This window comes from Conexibacter sp. SYSU D00693 (assembly GCF_017084525.1).
In the GTDB taxonomy this organism is placed as follows: Bacteria; Actinomycetota; Thermoleophilia; order Solirubrobacterales; family Solirubrobacteraceae; genus Baekduia.
In genome coordinates this window covers 1,883,277-1,898,985 of the sequence record NZ_CP070950.1, presented here as the reverse complement: position 1 = coordinate 1,898,985, position 15,709 = coordinate 1,883,277, and the positions used below count along the sequence as shown (strand labels likewise).

The following is a 15,709-nucleotide window of genomic DNA, read 5'->3' as shown; positions in this document are numbered from 1 at the left end:
CCCAGAAGTGCCCGCCGCCCGCCGCGCCCAAGCACCTTCGCGGATCCTCCTGCTCGAGCCGACGCCGCGTCTGGACTGCGGCCGCTACGCCCCCAAGCGCTGCGTCGGAGACACGGTCCGCGTCGGCTGCACCATCGTCGCCGACGGCCACGACGTCCTCCGGGCCGTGGTCAAGTGGCGGGCGCCCGGCGCCAAGAAGTGGGCCGAGGCGCCCCTGACGCTGATGGACCGCGCGCAGGGCGGCGACCGCTGGGAGGGCGAGTTCCCCGTCGACGCCTGCGGGCGCTGGAGCTGGAGCCTCGAGGCGTGGATCGACGACCTCGCCTCGTGGCGCCACGAGCTCGACCGCAAGGTCGCCGCCGGCGAGCCCGACCTCAGCTCCGAGCTCAGCGAGGGCGCCCTGCTGCTCGAGGCCGCCGCGGTCCGCGCCAAGGGCGAGGACGCCAAGCTCATCCGCGCCGCGCTCGAGCTCATCACCGACGACTCCCAGCCCCAGGCGCTGCGCTGCGACGCCGCCCTGGGCCACGAGCTCGCCGAGGCCTGCGACCGCCATCCGGCCCGCGGCGCCGCGGCGAAGCTCGCCGCGCCGCTCGAGGTCGACGTCGACCGCGTCCGCGCGCGCTTCGGCTCCTGGTACGAGCTCTTCCCGCGTTCCTGGGGCGGCCTGCGGGGCACGGCGGAGGTCGTCCCGCAGATCGCCCAGCTCGGCTTCGACGTCCTCTACCTCCCGCCGATCCACCCGATCGGCGTCACGAACCGCAAGGGCCCCAACAACACGCTGACCGCCGGCCCCGACGACCCCGGCTCGGTCTACGCGATCGGCGACCGCGAGCATGGCGGCCACGAGGCGCTGCACCCCGACCTGGGCACCTGGGAGGACTTCGACCACCTCGTCAAGACCTGCGAGGAGCACGGGATGGACCTCGCGCTCGACCTCGCGATCCAGTGCTCCCCCGACCACCCGTGGCTCGAGGAGCACCCCGAGTGGTTCCACCGCCGTCCCGACGGGACCCTGAAGTACGCGGAGAACCCGCCCAAGAAGTACCAGGACATCTACAACGTCAACTTCCAGTGCGAGGACTGGAAGGGGCTGTGGGACGCCCTGCTCGAGGTGGTGCAGGGCTGGGTCGACCGCGGCGTGAAGGTCTTCCGCGTCGACAACCCGCACACGAAGCCGGTCGCCTTCTGGGAGTGGCTCATCGGCGCCGTGCGCGCCGAGCACCCCGAGGTCATCTTCCTCAGCGAGGCGTTCACCCGCGCGGCGATGATGCGCACGCTGGGCAAGGCGGGCTTCGGCCAGTCCTACACGTACTTCACGTGGAAGACCTCGCGCTGGGAGCTCGAGCAGTTCGTGCTCGAGCACGCCTACGACTGGGCCGACGAGGTCCGCCCGAACTTCTTCACCAACACCCCGGACATCCTCCACGAGTCGCTGCAGCACGGCGGCCCGCCGATGTTCGCGACTCGGCTGGTCCTCGCCGCGACGCTCAGCCCCTCCTACGGCATCTACTCGGGCTTCGAGCGCTTCGAGAACGTGCCGGTGCGCGAGGGCAGCGAGGAGTACCTGGACTCCGAGAAGTACGAGGTCAAGGAGCGCACGCTCGACGGCGCGCCGCTGCTGGGGCTCGTGCGGCTGCTCAACGACGCGCGCCGCGCCAACCCCGCGCTCCAGCACCTCTCCAACGTCGAGTTCCTCGACACGCGCACCGACGGCCTCATCGCGTACGTCAAGCGCCACGAGGGCAACACGGTCATCGTGGTCTGCTGCCTCGACGCCCACCACGTCCAGGAGGGCGAGGTGTGGGTGCCCTGGCACCTGGACCTGCCCGAGCGCTTCCAGGTCCAGGACCTCCTCGACGGCAGCCGCTACGACTGGGGCCTCGGGGGCAACTACGTCCGTCTCGGGCCGCCCGACCGGCAGGCCCACGTCCTCCGGGTGGTGACCCCGTGACGTCGCTCGACGACCCCGGCGTGCGCGCGATGCGCGCGCGAGAGCAGGCCGCCGCCGCCGGCGAGACCGACTCGCTCGGCCGCCACGACCAGTCCACCCGGCTGCAGGAGACCGCGGCGGCCGCGTCCCCCGAGCAGTGGTTCGAGCGCGACCCGCTCTGGTACAAGCGCGCGGTCTTCTACGAGATCCACCTGCGCGGGTTCTTCGACGGCAACGACGACGGCTCGGGCGACTTCCTCGGCCTCACCGAGAAGCTCGACTACCTGCAGTGGCTCGGCGTCGACTGCATCTGGCTGCTGCCGTTCTACCCCTCGCCCCTGCGCGACGGCGGCTACGACATCGCGGACTTCTTCGGGATCCACCCCGACTACGGGACCCTCGAGGACTTCGCGGCCTTCATCCAGGCCGCCCACCAGCGCGGCATGCGCGTCATCGCCGACCTGGTCATGAACCACACCTCCTCGGACCACCCGTGGTTCCAGGAGGCGCGCTCGTCGCCCGACTCGCCCAAGCGCGACTGGTACGTCTGGTCCGACACCGTCCACAAGTACGAGGACGCGCGGATCATCTTCATCGACACCGAGCCGTCGAACTGGACGTGGGACGAGGAGGCCGGCGCCTACTACTGGCACCGCTTCTTCAGCCACCAGCCCGACCTCAACTACGACAACCCCGAGGTCGTCGAGGCGATGCTCGACGTGCTGCGCTTCTGGCTGGACCTCGGCCTCGACGGCTTCCGCCTCGACGCCGTGCCGTACCTCATCGAGCGCGACGGCACGAACTGCGAGAACCTCGAGGAGACCCACGCGATCCTCAAGAAGGTCCGCGAGACCGTCGACCGCGAGTACCCCGACCGCGTGCTGCTCGCCGAGGCCAACCAGTGGCCCGAGGACGTCGTCGAGTACTTCGGCGACGACGACGAGTGCCAGATGGCGTTCCACTTCCCCGTGATGCCGCGGATGTTCATGTCCGTGCGCCGCGAGGACGCCACGCCGATGTACGAGATCCTCGACCGCACGCCCGACATCCCGAGGGGCTGCCAGTGGGGCCTGTTCCTGCGCAACCACGACGAGCTGACGCTCGAGATGGTCACCGACGAGGAGCGGGACTACATGTACGCGGAGTACGCCAAGGACCCGCGCATGAAGCTCAACCTCGGCATCCGCCGGCGGCTCGCGCCGCTGCTGGAGAACGGGCGCGACGAGATGGAGCTCATGACGGCGATCCTCTTCTCGCTGCCGGGCTCGCCGGTCCTCTACTACGGCGACGAGATCGCCATGGGCGACAACGTCTACCTCGGCGACCGCGACGGCGTGCGCACCCCGATGCAGTGGACGGGCGACCGCAACGGCGGCTTCTCGCGGGCGGACTTCGCGCAGCTCTACGCCCCGCCGCTGATGGACCCCGTCTACGGCTTCCAGGCGGTCAACGTCGAGGCGCAGCTGCGCACGCCGACCTCGCTGCTGCGCTGGCTGCACCGCTTCATCGCGCTGCGCAAGGCCCACCCGGTCTTCGGCCTGGGGACCTACGAGCCGCTGCGCCCGGAGAACCCGCGGATCTTCGCCCACGTGCGCCGCTACGCCGACGACGTCGTGCTCTGCGTCCACAACATGGCCCGCTCCGCCCAGGCGGTCGAGCTCGACCTCAGCGCCTTCGAGGGCCGCCACCCGGTCGAGATGTTCGGCCGCACGCGCTTCCCGCGCATCGGTGAGCTGCCCTACCTGCTGACGCTGGCCCCGCGCGGGTTCTTCTGGTTCCTGCTCACCGAGGACGAGGAGACGAAGGCGTGATCGACGTCACCGAGCAGCGCTGGTTCGGCGCCAAGTCGCGCGACGTGGTCTCCCAGGAGGTCCTCGAGCGCATCCCGCTGGACGGCACGGACGTCGAGCTCGCGATCCTCGAGGTCGGCTTCGGCGAGGGGACGCACGACCTCTACCAGCTCGTCCTGCGCGGCGAGCAGGACGCCGCCGACGACCCGGACTTCGTGCGCGGTCTCATGCAGCTCATGGCGCAGGAGACCGAGGTCGAGACGCCCAAGGGGTGCGCGGTCTTCCGCGCCCTGGGCGACGTGCAGCCCGTGCGCGAGGTGCGCCCGATGGGCGCCGAGCAGTCCAACACCTCGCTGGTGCTCGACGAGCGCCTCGTGCTCAAGGTCTACCGCCGCCTCGGCGCGGGGCCGAACCCCGAGCTCGAGCTCCTGCGCTTCCTCACCGAGCGGGGCTTCGAGCACATCGCGACGCTACGCGGGTGGTACGCGCACACGGGGCGGCTCATCGACGCGACGCTCGGCATCGCGCAGGACTTCCTGCCCGGGGCGACCGACGGCTGGGACCTCGCGCTGCAGGACCTGCGGGAGGACCCGGGCCGCTTCGTCGCCCGCGCCCGCGAGCTCGGCGAGATCACGGGCCGCATGCACGCGGTGCTGGCCTCCGACAACGCCGACCCGGCGTTCTCGCCCGAGGACACGTCGGCCGAGGCGCTGGGCCTGCTGACCGCGACCGTCGACGAGGAGATCGAGCAGGTCTTCCTCGACCTGCCGGAGGACGGCGAGGCCGTCGCGCCGCTGCGCGGTCGCGGCCAGGAGGTGCGCGAGCTGCTCAGCCAGCTGACCCAGGTCGGCTCGGCCGGGCGCGTCATCCGCCACCACGGCGACTTCCACCTGGGCCAGGTCCTGCTCGCCCAGGACCGCTGGGTCGTCCTGGACTTCGAGGGCGAGCCCGCGCGCACGCTGGTCGAGCGCCGGCGCAAGCAGTCGCCGCTGCGCGACGTCGCCGGGATGCTGCGGTCCTTCGCCTACGCGGCGACCGCCTCGGAGCTCGACCACGGCACGCCCGCCCCCGAGGGCTGGGAGGAGGAGGTGCGCACGGCGTACCTCGACGGCTACCTGGAGGCCGTCGACCCGACGCTGCTGCCGCCGGGCCGCCAGGCGGTCGAGCGGCTGCTCGCCGTGTTCGAGCTGGAGAAGGCCGTCTACGAGCTGCGCTACGAGCTCGACAACCGGCCCGACTGGGTCAAGATCCCGGTGGCCGGCATCGCGCGGCTGCTCGAGCTCGACGACGAGGGAGCGACCCTGCGATGACCGACACCGACCTGCTGACCCGCGGGGAGCTGGCCGACCCGCACGCCCTGCTGGGCGCCCATCCCGACGGCAACGGCGGCGCGGTGGTCCGCGCCTGGCGCCCGGCGGCCGAGAGCGTGACCGTCCACGTGGAGGGCGGGGAGGACGCCGAGGCCGAGCTCGTCCACCCGGACGGGCTCTTCGAGGCCAAGGTCCCGAAGACCAGGCCGCCGCTGCGCTACGAGCTCGAGGTCGCCTACCCCGACGGCGGCACCTTCACGATGCGCGACCCCTACGCGTTCCCGCCGACGGTCGGCGAGCTCGACCTGCACCTGGCGGGGGAGGGGCGCCACGAGGAGCTCTACTGCCGGCTGGGCGCGCACGTGCGCGAGGTCGACGGCGTGGTGGGCACGGCGTTCGCGGTGTGGGCGCCCAACGCCCGCTCGGTGAGCGTCGTCGGCGACTTCAACTCGTGGGACGGCCGGCTGCACCCGATGCGCTCGCTGGGCTCGTCGGGCATCTGGGAGCTCTTCGTCCCGGGCGTCGACGACGGTGCGCTGTACCGCTTCGAGATCCGCACCCAGGGCGGCGAGCTGCGGCTCAAGGCCGACCCATGGGCGCGCCGCGCGGAGCGCCCGCCGCAGAACGCCTCGATCGTCCACCGCTCCAAGCACGAGTGGACCGACGACTCGTGGATGGAGGCGCGCAAGGAGCGCCGGCCCCACGCCGAGCCGCTGTCGGTGCTCGAGGTGCACCTCGGCTCCTGGCGGCGCGACCCGGCCAACCCCGAGGACCCGCTCTCCTACGACGACCTCGCCGAGCAGCTCGCCGACTACGCGACCGACCTGGGCTTCACCCACGTCGAGCTGCTGCCGGTGATGGTCCACCCGTTCAGCGGGTCGTGGGGCTACCAGGTGACCGGGCAGTTCGCGCCCGACGCACGCCACGGCGACCCCGATGGCTTCAAGCGCTTCGTCGACCGGATGCACCGCTCCGACATCGGCGTCCTGCTCGACTGGGTCCCGGCGCACTTCCCCAAGGACGACTGGGCGCTGGCGCGCTTCGACGGGACCAAGCTCTACGAGCACGACGACCCGCGCCGCGGCGAGCACCCCGACTGGGGCACGCTGATCTACAACCTCGCTCGCAACGAGGTGCGCAACTTCCTGCTCGCCTCGGGCCTGTTCTGGCCGCGCGAGTTCCACGCCGACGGCCTGCGCGTCGACGCGGTCGCGTCGATGCTCTACCTGGACTACTCGCGCCAGGCGGGCGAGTGGATCCCCAACGTCCACGGCGGGCGCGAGGACCTCGACTCGATCTCGTTCCTGCGCGAGCTCAACGAGGTGCTGCACGCGCGCGAGCCGGGCGTCATCTCGGCGGCCGAGGAGTCGACGGCGTGGCCGGGCGTCTCGCGGCCGACGTGGACCGGCGGCCTGGGCTTCGGCTTCAAGTGGAACATGGGCTGGATGCACGACACGCTCGCCTACTTCGAGCGTGACCCGATCCACCGCCGCTTCCACCACGGCGAGCTGACCTTCTCGCTGCACTACGCGTTCAGCGAGGAGTTCATCCTCCCGCTGTCCCACGACGAGTGCGTGCACGGCAAGGGCTCGCTGCTGCAGAAGATGCCGGGCGACCGCTGGCAGCAGCTGGCCAACCTGCGCACGCTCTACGCCTACCAGTGGGCGCATCCCGGCAAGCAGCTGCTGTTCATGGGCGGCGAGTTCGCCCAGGAGCGCGAGTGGTCGCACGAGCGCTCGCTGGACTGGCACCTGCTCGAGGACCCGGGCCACCGCGGCGTGCAGTCGCTCGTGCGCGACCTCAACGCGGTCTACCGCGAGCAGCCGGCGATGTGGCAGCGCGACGGCGATCCCGACGGCTTCTTCTGGATCGAGCCCAACGACGCCGAGACGTCGGTGCTCGCGTTCGGGCGCCGTGCGCAGGAGCCCGGCCGCGAGGTCGTCGTCGTCATGAACCTCACCCCGCTGCCGCGCGAGGGCTACCGCGTGGGCCTGCCCCACGGCGGGCGCTGGCGCGAGGTCCTCAACACCGACGCCGAGTGCTACGGCGGCTCGGGCGTGGGCAACTTCGGCGGCGTCGAGGCCGAGGACCTGCCCTGGCACCACCAGCCCACGTCGGCCGCCGTGACGGTGCCGCCGCTCGGCGCGGTCTTCCTGGTCCCCGAGCGCTAGTCCGCCGCCAGACGCAGGACCGGGACCCGCGACACCTCCGCGGCGTTCCAGCGACCGTGACCCCCCGCATGACGTCCTCACGCCTGGCGGCGGCTGCGCTGGCGCTCGGCGCGCTCGCCGCCGCCGCGCCCGCCGCGCAGGCCGACCAGCTGCTCGCGGCCGCGCCGGGTGCGCAGGACCTGGACGTGGGCGGCGGCTACGCCGTCTGGTCCGCGCCGCGCCCCGACGGCCGCTTCGACCTCGTCGTCCGCGCGCCCGACGGCACGCAGCGCCGTCCCGTCGCGCCGTTCGGCGCCCCGGTCAACGCGTCGATCGGCTCGGACCGCTTCGGCTTCCCGCGCGCGCTGCTCGCGGTGTACTCGCGCTGCGCGGGCGCGTCGACGATCAGCGGGTGCGACGTCTTCGCGCTCGACCTCCGCACCGACCAGGAGCGGCCGGTCGGCGCGCTCGCCTCGAGGACGTACTCGGAGACCGCGCCGTCGGTCCAGTCCGGCATCTGGACCTTCGTGCGCCGCGGCGGCGTGCGTGCGGAGCGCAAGGGCGTGTGGTCCTACCGCCAGGGCCGCCCGACGCGCCGCATCACCTCGACGCTCGCGCGCGAGACGGTGACCAACGGCAGCCGCGTCGCCTACACGTACAGCTCGTCGCGCGGCGGGGGCGTGGCGATCCGGCGGCTGTCCGGCGAGGGCGACGTCCTCACGCCCGCCACGCGCCTGCAGGGCGTCCCGAGCTCGCTGGACCTCACGCGCTACAACGCGACCTGGCTGCACGGCGGCAAGGGCTTCATCACGACGTCCTTCGGCGGCTCGGGCCGCGACGACGGCCGCTCGGCCGTGGAGTCGCGCCGGCCCCTGCCCGCCGGCACGGTCTCGCTCGCGGTCAGCACGACGGTGCTGCACGCGTCGGTGCTGACGGGCGAGGGCCTCGTGGCCCTCAGCCCGCGCATCTACCCGTAGCGCCGAAGAGGTGTGTGACGTTCGAGGTCTCCAGCACCTCGAACGTCACGAACCTCGAGGCACGGTCCTGGGGACCGGGTCCTGCGCGCCCCTACGCCTCCGGCAGCGCCACCGCGTGGTTCGCGCGGATGAGGTCCTGCGGGTCGTAGGCCGCCTTGACCGCCTGCAGGCGGGCGTACGTGCCGGCCTCGTAGGCGTGGCGGGGGTCGCGGGCGTGCTCCTGGAAGTTCAGGTAGTGCCCGTCGGTCGCGACGCGGGACAGGACGTTGCGCACCCGGCCGAAGCCGCCGCGCAGCGCGCAGACGACGTCGGCGTCGATCGGCAGGCCGGCGGCGAACGTCAGGTACCGGGCGTCGAGCCCGCCCAGCGCGCCGGCCCCGTCGCGGCGACGGCCGAGCGCGCCGCCGAGCTGGCGGATCTCCATCATCACCAGCGGCGAGCCCGAGCCGGGGCCGGCGACCGCGACGAGGTCCTTGATCGCCTGGGCGTCGAGCTCGCGGAGCATCAGGTGGTCGCTGAGGCCGGGCATCGGGTCCTCGGGGTCCATGTGCACGCGCGAGAGGCCGGCCGGCGGCTGCATGCCCCAGAGGTCGATCTCCGGGTCCAGCGCGCGCAGCGGCGCGAGGATCCGCTCGGCGTCCTCGGGCGAGCCGACGACGGCGCCGTCGATGATCACGAGCTGGCGGCCGCGCAGGAAGTCGGGCAGCTCGGGCAGCGGCGGGAGCTGCATCAGGCGGATGGACGTCGTGACCTCGTCGGGCGCGTCCTGCGTCCACTGGCGCCAGGCCTCCATGACGTCGGCGGCGCGCTCCCACGGCCAGAGCATCGCGCCCATGGAGACCATCTCGCCGACCTCGAAGAGCTCGAGCTCGAGCGCCGTCACGATCGCGAACGAGCCGCTGCCGCCGCGCAGCGCCCAGAAGAGGTCGCTGTTGGTGTGCGCGTCGCAGCGGACGTGGCGGCCGTCGGCCAGCACGCACTCGATCGACAGGACGCTGTCGGCGCACAGGCCGAACTTGCGCGAGAGCCAGCCGATGCCGCCGCCCAGCGCGAAGCCGACGACGCCGACGTCGGGCGAGGAGCCGCTGATCGGGGCCAGGCCGTACTGCGACGCAGGCCCGGTGACGTCCTCCCAGAGGTCGCCGGCGTGCACGCGGGCGCGGCGCAGGACCGGGTCGATCGAGACCCCGCGCAGCTCGTGGGTCTTCAGGAGGATGGTCGCGTCGAGCGCGCCGTGGGCGGTGGCGTTGTGGCCGGTGCCCTGGGGCGCGACGCGCATCCCGGCCTCGGCGGCGTGGCGGACGACCTCGACGACGTCCTGGACCGTGGCAGGGACCGCGACGGCGGCGGGGCGCTGGTCGGCGGCGAGGTTCCACCCCATGCGGGCGACGTCCCAGTCGGCGTCGGCGGGCGTGACGACGCGGCCGGTCAGACGGGCGCGGAGCGCCTCGGCCTCGCCGACGGCGGTGGTGGTGTGCAGCATGCGGACTTCCCCCTCAGGAACTGGACGCGATGACCTCGTGGACTCTGGGGGTCGGGGCGGGGGCCTCCCAGCGGGGGTCCCCTGTCGGCGGAGGTTCGGAGGACCCCACTCCGGGAAGGGAGGCACCCACGTGCCGACCCCGCCCGAGCCCCTTCCGTGGGAGCGCCCGCTTGGCGCGTCTCCGACCCCCGGCGAGGACGGTGCCTTCACCTTCCGCGTCTGGTCCCACCACCACCCGCCGCGCCTGTGGCTGCGCGACGCGGAGCACGCGATGGAGGACGAGGGCGAGGGCGTGTACGCGCTGAGCACCGAGGCGACCGACGGCGAGCGCTACGCCTTCGTGGTCGACGGCGAGCGCCATCCGGATCCGTGCACCCGCCACCAGCCCGACGGCCTGCGCGGCCCGAGCGCCGTGGTCGACCCGCGGCGCTTCCCGCGCGAGCACCGCAACCGCGGGGGCGTGGCGCTGCGCGACCTCGTCCTCTACGAGCTGCACGTCGGGACGTTCACCGACGAGGGGACGTTCGACGCGGCCATCGGCGAGCTGCCGCGCCTGGCCGACCTCGGCGTCACCGCCGTCGAGGTCATGCCGGTCGCCGCCTTCCCCGGCGAGTTCGGCTGGGGCTACGACGGCGTCTACCCGTGGGCCACCCACGACGCCTACGGCGGCCCGCACGCCTTCGCCCGCTTCGCCGACGCGGCCCACGCCCACGGGCTCTCCGTGGTCCTGGACGTGGTGCACAACCACGTCGGCGCCTCGGGCGAGCAGGGCCTGCGCGCCTTCGGCCCGTACTTCACGGACAAGTACTCGACCTTCTGGGGCCAGGCCATCAACTTCGACGACGCCTGGTCGGACCCGGTGCGCGAGTGGATCTGCCAGAGCGCCGAGTGGTGGATGCGCGACATGGGCCTCGACGGCCTGCGCCTCGACGCCATCCACGCGATCTTCGACCAGCGCCCCGAGCACCTCGTCGCCGAGGTCGCCCGCCGCGCCAAGGCCGCCAACCCGACCGCGGTGGTCATCGCCGAGTCGGGCCTCAACGACCCGAAGGTCGTCACGGGGCCGGAGCGGGGCGGCTGGAGCTGCGACGCCGCCTGGGCCGACGACCTGCACCACTGCGTGCGCACGCTGGTCACCGACGAGCGCGAGGGCTACTACGCGGAGTTCGGCACGGTCGCCGACCTCGCCCACACGCTGCGCGACCCCCACCTGCACGACGGGCGCTTCAGCCACTTCCGCGAGCGGCGCTTCGGCGCGCCGGCGCGCGACGTCGACCCGGCGCGCTTCGTCGTCTTCGACGCCAACCACGACCAGGTCGGCAACCGCGCCGTCGGCGACCGGCTGCCGCGCGAGGCCCGCCCGCTGGCCGCCCTCGTCACCCTCTTGAGCCCCTACACCCCCATGCTCTTCATGGGCGAGGAGCACGGCGACGACGCGCCGTTCCAGTTCTTCGCCGACCACATCGACGAGGAGATCGCCATCGCCACCCGCGACGGTCGCCGCCGCGAGTTCAGCTCCTTCGAGGGCTTCAGCGCGCAGGACGTGCCCGACCCGCTGGACCGGGCCACCTTCGAGCGCTCCAAGCTCTCGCGCAAGGAGGACCCCGCCATGGCCCAGCTCTTCCGCGACCTGCTCGCCGCGCGCAAGCGCCTGCCCTCCGGCCACGTCGACGACGTGCGCTTCGACGAGGGCGCGCGCTGGCTGCGCTTCCGCCGCGGCCCGTTCGAGGTCCTCGCGAGCTTCGTGCACGACGGCGACGGGGCGACGGAGCGCCGGCTCGACGTCCCCCCGGGCACGCGGCTGCACGTGGCCGCCGGCGCGGCCAGCGTCGACGGTGACGCCGTCGTGCTCGGCCCGCTGAGCGGCGCGCTGGTGGAGGTCGCCTGATGGCCCGCGAGGTGCACCCCGGCCGTCCCTTCCCGCTCGGGCCCGAGTGGGACGGGCGCGGCACGAACTTCAGCCTCTTCTCCGAGCACGCCGAGCGCGTGGAGCTCTGCCTCTTCCACCCGGGCGGGATCGAGGAGCGCGTCGAGCTGCGCGACCGCACCGCCCACAACTGGCACTGCTACGTCCCCGGCGTCGGCCCCGGCCAGCGCTACGCCTACCGCGTGCACGGCCCCTACGACCCGCTGCAGGGCCACCGCTTCAACCCGGCCAAGCTCCTCATCGACCCCTACGCCAAGGCGATCGACGGCCCGGTCGACTGGGACGCCGCCAACACGCTGCCCTACGTCCCCGCCCCCGAGGGCGAGACCCCGGACGACGACGCCGACCTCGAGATCGACGACGAGGACTCCGCGCCCGCGATGCCCAAGTGCGTCGTGGTCGACGAGTCCTTCGACTGGCAGGGCGACCGGCCGCCGCGCACCCCGTGGTCGCAGACCGTGATCTACGAGGCCCACGTCAAGGGCTTCACCAAGCGCTTCCCGGGGCTGCCCGAGCACCTGCAGGGCACCTACGCCGGGATGGCCAGCGACGAGGCGGTCGGCTACCTGCGCGACCTCGGCGTGACGGCGGTCGAGCTGCTGCCCGTCCACCACATCGCCGACGAGTCCTTCCTCCACGACCACGGCCTCACGAACTACTGGGGCTACTCGACGATCGGCTACCTCGCGCCCCACGCCGCCTACGCGGCGACGGGCCGGCGCGGCGAGCAGGTCCGCGAGTTCAAGGGGATGGTGAAGGCGCTGCACCGCGCCGGCATCGAGGTGATCCTCGACGTCGTCTACAACCACACCGCCGAGGGCAACCACCTCGGGCCGATGCTCTCGTTCAAGGGCGTCGACAACGCGAGCTACTACCGGCTCGTCCCCGACGACCCGCACTTCTACATGGACTTCACGGGGACGGGCAACACGCTCAACTCCGTGCACCCGGCGGTCCTGCGCTTGATCATGGACTCGCTGCGCTACTTCGTCATCGAGTGCCACGTCGACGGCTTCCGCTTCGACCTCGCCAGCGCGCTGGCCCGCCAGCTCTACGACGTCGACCGCCTCCACGCGTTCTTCGACACGATCCACCAGGACCCCGTCCTGTCCCAGGTCAAGCTCATCGCCGAGCCGTGGGACGTCGGGCCCGGCGGCTACCAGGTCGGCAACTTCCCGGTGCTGTGGTCGGAGTGGAACGGCATGTACCGCGACGTGATGCGCGACTTCTGGCGGGGCGAGGCGCCGATCAGCGAGTTCGCCAGCCGCTTCACCGGCTCGAGCGACCTCTACGAGTCCGACGGCCGGCGGCCCTTCGCGTCGGTGAACTTCGTCACCGCCCACGACGGCTTCACCCTCCACGACCTCGTCACCTACAACGAGAAGCACAACGAGGCCAACCAGGAGGGCAACCGGGACGGCACGGACGACAACCGCTCCTGGAACTGCGGCGTCGAGGGCGAGACCGACGACCCGCAGGTCCGCGCGCTGCGTGCCCGCCAGAAGCGCAACTTCCTCACGACGCTCCTGCTCAGCCAGGGCACCCCGATGCTCCTGGGCGGCGACGAGCTGTGCCGCACCCAGCACGGCAACAACAACGCCTGGTGCCAGGACACCGAGATCTCCTGGTACGACTGGGAGCTGGGCGACGAGGGCCAGGCGCTGCACGCCTTCAGCAAGCGCCTCATCGACCTGCGCCGCTCCGAGCCCGTCTTCCGCCGCGAGCACTTCTTCGCCGGCGAGCAGCCCCGCCCCGGACTGCCCGACGTGTGGTGGTTCCGGGCGGACGGCCGCCGGATGACGCGCCGGGACTGGGAGGACGGCGGGCGCCGGTCGCTGGGCGTCTTCCTCAACGGCGACCACACGGGCACGCGCGACCGCCAGGGCCGGCCGGTCCACGGCGCGTCGTTCCTGGCGCTGTTCAACGCGGGCCACGAGGACGTCCAGTTCCGCCTGCCCGCCGCGCGCTTCGGCTCGCGCTGGGAGCTCGAGCTGACGACGACCGACGCCGGCCTCGAGCGCGGAGCGCACCGCTACCGCGCCCGCGAGGAGGTCAACGTGACCTCGCGCTCCATCACGATCCTGCGCCGCCGGTGAGCCGCCATCCGCTCCGCGCGACCTACCGGCTGCAGCTGCAGGCGGGGGTGCTCGACTTCGCGCAGGCCGCGGAGCTCCTGCCCTACCTCGACGACCTCGGGGTCTCGCACCTGTACCTGTCGCCCTGCTGGCAGGCGCGGGAGGGCTCGACGCACGGCTACGACGTCGTCGACCCGGCGAAGGTGTCCGACGCCCTGGGCGGCGAGGAGGGGCTGCGGGCGCTGGCCGCGGCGGCGCACGAGCGCGGCATGGGCCTCGTGCTCGACGTCGTCCCGAACCACATGGCGACCGACGACGCCAACCCCTACTGGGCCGACGAGGAGCGCCGCCGCACGTTCTTCGACGTCGACGAGGCGACCGGCAAGCACCGCCGCTTCTTCGACGTCGACGAGCTCGCGGGCGTCCGCCAGGAGGACCCGGAGGTCTTCGCCGCCACGCACGCGAAGGTGCTCGAGCTCGTGCGCGAGGGCGTCGTCGACGGCCTGCGCATCGACCACCCCGACGGCCTCGCCGACCCCGAGGGCTACCTGCGCGACCTGCGCGACGGCGGCGCCGAGCACGTCTGGGTGGAGAAGATCCTCGAGACGGGCCACGGTGAGCGGCTGCGCGACTGGCCGGTGGAGGGGACCGTGGGCTACGAGTTCGCCGCCGACCTCAACGCGCTGCTGTGCGACCCCGCGGGCGAAGGACCGATCACCGAGCTGTGGCAGTCGCTCACCGGCGACGCCGACGACTTCCACGCCGTGGCGGCGCAGGGCAAGCGCGAGCAGGCGGCGACGACGTTCCAGCCCGAGCTCGAGCGCCTGCGGCGGGTGCTCGCGGTCGAGGGCGACGAGGAGGCGGTCGCGGCGCTGCCGGTCTACCGCACCTACGTGGACCCGCACGCGCGGACCGTCGCCGACGAGGACCGCGAGGCGGCGGCCGGCCTGCCCGAGGAGGTGCGGGCGCGGCTGCTGCTCGAGCGCGAGGCGCCGGCCGAGTGGGTCGTGCGCTTCCAGCAGGCGACCGGGCCGGTGATGGCCAAGGGCGTCGAGGACACCGCCTTCTACCGGTACCTGCGCTTCGTGGCGCTCAACGAGGTCGGCGGGGACCCGGCGTGCTGGACCAAGCCCGTCGAGGAGTTCCACCGGGCCAACGTCGAGCGGGCCACGCGCTTCCCGCACAACCTGCTCGTCGCCACGACGCACGACACGAAGCGCTCGGCCGACGTGCGCGCGCGGCTGCTGGCCCTCAGCGGCTTCGCCAAGGACTGGTGCGCGGCGGTGCGCTCGTGGGTCGAGGTCAACGGGCCGCTCAAGGCCGACGGCGGTCCGACGCCGGCCGAGGAGCTGCTCGTCTACCAGACCCTCCTGGGGGCCTGGCCGATCGAGCACGAGCGCGTCGAGGAGTACCTCGTCAAGGCGCTGCGCGAGGGCAAGACGACGACGAGCTGGATCGAGCCCGACGAGGACCACGAGCAGGCGGTCATCGCCTTCGCCCGGGCGCTGCGCGACCACGGGCCGTTCCGCTACGGCTTCGACGGCTACGTCGCGCGGGCCTCCGAGGTCGGGGAGCGGCTGTCGCTGGCGGCGACGCTCCTGCGGCTCACGGTCCCGGGGCTGCCCGACGTCTACCAGGGCGACGAGCTCTGGGCGCTCTCGCTCGTCGACCCCGACAACCGCCGGCCCGTCGACTGGGAGGCACGCCGCGCGGCGCTCGACGCGCTCAAGGGCGGCGCCGAGCCGACCCGGGAGACCGCGAAGCTCCACGTCGTCTGGCGCACGCTGGACCTCCGGCGCCGGCGGCCCGAGGCCTTCGCCGGCGACTACACGCCCATCCCGGCGCCCGACGACGTCTGCGCGTACCTGCGCGGCTCCGACGTCCTCGTCGCCGTCGGGGTGCGCGACGCGGCCACCGGCGCCGGCGGCTGGACGCTGCCGGCCGAGGCGACGGGGCGCTGGCGCGACGTCCTGGGCTCCGGCGGCGAGGTCGACCTCCCCGACGGCGTCACCCTCGCCGGCGTGCTGGGGCCCGACGGCCGCGCCCTGCTGGAACGCGTCGCCTAGC

The 15,709-nt window shown here is 73.0% G+C and carries 9 protein-coding genes; 8 read left to right on the top strand and 1 reads right to left on the bottom strand.

The window, feature by feature from the left end; all coding sequences use genetic code 11:
* Nucleotides 1-7 precede the first annotated feature (7 nt).
* The 5 genes from JUB12_RS09400 (at nucleotide 8) to JUB12_RS09380 (ending at nucleotide 8,157) form a co-directional block, all read left to right on the top strand.
* Nucleotides 8-1,951 carry an alpha-1,4-glucan--maltose-1-phosphate maltosyltransferase gene (locus JUB12_RS09400; protein ID WP_205699367.1) on the top strand — a complete coding sequence of 648 codons (1,944 nt, stop codon included), beginning with the start codon at nucleotides 8-10 and terminating at the stop codon, nucleotides 1,949-1,951.
* Complete coding sequence (gene treS, locus JUB12_RS09395; RefSeq protein ID WP_241004478.1) at nucleotides 1,948-3,741, top strand: maltose alpha-D-glucosyltransferase; 1,794 nt, start codon at nucleotides 1,948-1,950, stop codon at nucleotides 3,739-3,741. Before JUB12_RS09400 ends, treS begins: the two co-directional genes overlap by 4 nt.
* Complete coding sequence (locus JUB12_RS09390; protein ID WP_205699366.1) at nucleotides 3,738-5,030, top strand: hypothetical protein; 1,293 nt, start codon at nucleotides 3,738-3,740, stop codon at nucleotides 5,028-5,030. The genes treS and JUB12_RS09390 overlap by 4 nt, the downstream gene beginning before the upstream one ends.
* Nucleotides 5,027-7,201 (top strand): 1,4-alpha-glucan branching protein GlgB, encoded by a 2,175-nt coding sequence (glgB, locus tag JUB12_RS09385; RefSeq protein WP_205699365.1) that lies wholly within the window; start codon nucleotides 5,027-5,029, stop codon nucleotides 7,199-7,201. The genes JUB12_RS09390 and glgB overlap by 4 nt, the downstream gene beginning before the upstream one ends.
* 68 nt (nucleotides 7,202-7,269) lie before the next feature.
* The gene (locus tag JUB12_RS09380; RefSeq protein WP_205699364.1) at nucleotides 7,270-8,157 is read left to right on the top strand and encodes a hypothetical protein; all 888 of its coding nucleotides are present in this window, start codon (nucleotides 7,270-7,272) and stop codon (nucleotides 8,155-8,157) included.
* A gap of 91 nt (nucleotides 8,158-8,248) precedes the next feature.
* Here JUB12_RS09380 and JUB12_RS09375 read toward each other — a convergent pair whose 3' ends face one another.
* Nucleotides 8,249-9,640 (bottom strand): FAD-binding oxidoreductase, encoded by a 1,392-nt coding sequence (locus JUB12_RS09375; RefSeq protein ID WP_205699363.1) that lies wholly within the window; start codon nucleotides 9,638-9,640, stop codon nucleotides 8,249-8,251.
* Nucleotides 9,641-9,770: 130 nt separating this feature from the next.
* Between JUB12_RS09375 and treZ the strand changes: the two genes are divergently transcribed.
* From treZ to treY, 3 genes are read left to right on the top strand one after another with little or no spacing between them, the layout of a single operon-like run.
* Nucleotides 9,771-11,528 carry a malto-oligosyltrehalose trehalohydrolase gene (gene treZ / locus JUB12_RS09370; protein ID WP_205699362.1) on the top strand — a complete coding sequence of 586 codons (1,758 nt, stop codon included), beginning with the start codon at nucleotides 9,771-9,773 and terminating at the stop codon, nucleotides 11,526-11,528.
* The gene (gene glgX / locus JUB12_RS09365; RefSeq protein ID WP_205699361.1) at nucleotides 11,528-13,663 is read left to right on the top strand and encodes a glycogen debranching protein GlgX; all 2,136 of its coding nucleotides are present in this window, start codon (nucleotides 11,528-11,530) and stop codon (nucleotides 13,661-13,663) included. The genes treZ and glgX overlap by 1 nt, the downstream gene beginning before the upstream one ends.
* Complete coding sequence (treY, locus tag JUB12_RS09360) at nucleotides 13,660-15,708, top strand: malto-oligosyltrehalose synthase (RefSeq protein WP_205699360.1); 2,049 nt, start codon at nucleotides 13,660-13,662, stop codon at nucleotides 15,706-15,708. The genes glgX and treY overlap by 4 nt, the downstream gene beginning before the upstream one ends.
* The last annotated feature ends 1 nt before the right edge of the window (nucleotide 15,709 follow it).